Source organism: Streptomyces hainanensis, assembly GCF_004348415.1.
GTDB lineage: Bacteria > Actinomycetota > Actinomycetes > Streptomycetales > Streptomycetaceae > Streptomyces > Streptomyces hainanensis.
In genome coordinates, this window is the sequence record NZ_SMKI01000847.1 from 1 (window position 1) to 1,142 (window position 1,142).

A 1,142-nucleotide genomic window follows, 5' to 3' on the forward strand; every position below is an offset into this window, starting at 1 on the left:
GACCGCTGCCGGACCGTGCTGGACCCCAGGACGCCCGACGAACTGATCGAACCGGTCATCAGGGCCGCCAAGTCGGCCAGGGACACCCTGGTCGTGTACTACGCGGGCCACGGCGTCATGGACCCGCCGAGCCGCGGACCTCGCCGCGGATGCGGCAGGTCGCCTCCGAGCTCGACGAACTCGGCGAGTACCTGCGCCGCTCCGACGACCCGGGCCAGGACCGCCCATGACCGGCGGCCGACTCCTCGCCGGGCGCTACGAACTCACCGAACCCCTGGGCAAGGGCGGCATGGGCGAGGTCTGGTCGGGCCGCGACGTCGCCCTCGGCGGGCGGCGCGTCGCCGTCAAGCTGCTGCACGCCGACCGCCTCGCCTCGCTCTCCGGCACCACCGACCCCGACGAGCTGCGCCGCCGTTTCCTCCGCGAGTGCCGGGCCACGGCCCGCGTCGACCACCCGGGCCTGGTGGCCATCCACGACGCCGGCCGGGACGGCGAGGAGCTGTTCCTCGTCATGCAGCTCATCGAGGGCTGCGACCTCTCCGACCACCTCGCCGAGCACGACCCCTACCCCTGGCCCTGGGCCGTCGCCGTGCTCGCCCAGCTCTGCTCCGCGCTCGCCGCCGTGCACGCGGTCTCGATCGTCCACCGCGACCTCAAGCCGGGCAACGTCATGATCCGCCACGACGGCCGCGCGACCATCCTCGACCTCGGCGTCGCCGCCGTCCGCGGCGACGGCGAGGACACCCGGCTCACCCGCACCGGCGCCATGGTCGGCACGCCCGTCTACATGGCGCCGGAACAGGCCGTCGGCAACCACCCGGTCGGAACTCCGGCCGACCTCTACGCGCTCGGCGCCATCGGCTACGAACTGCTCACCGGCCAGGCCCCGTTCACCGCGCCCAACGCGGCCGGGCTGCTCTACAAGAAGCTGCACGAGGAGCCGGTCCCGGTGCAGCGGCTGCGGCCGGACGCGCCGCCGCAGCTCGCCGGCCTCGTCCACCAACTACTCGCCAGGGACCCGGCGGCCAGGCCGACCGACACCGGCCACGTCTTCACGGTCCTCGCGCCGCTGCTGCCGCAGCCGGGCCCCTCGGCCCCGTGCTCCTCAAGTTGCTCGGGGAGGCCAAGGATCCGGGTATGAC

The 1,142-nt window shown here is 74.2% G+C and carries 1 protein-coding gene; it reads left to right on the forward strand.

The genetic code is table 11. The features are described 5' to 3' along the window. The first annotated feature begins 226 nt into the window (after positions 1-226). Positions 227-1,141: a serine/threonine-protein kinase gene (locus tag E1283_RS36400; RefSeq protein ID WP_341829990.1), complete on the forward strand. Its 915-nt coding sequence runs from the start codon at positions 227-229 to the stop codon at positions 1,139-1,141. Position 1,142 lies beyond the last annotated feature (1 nt).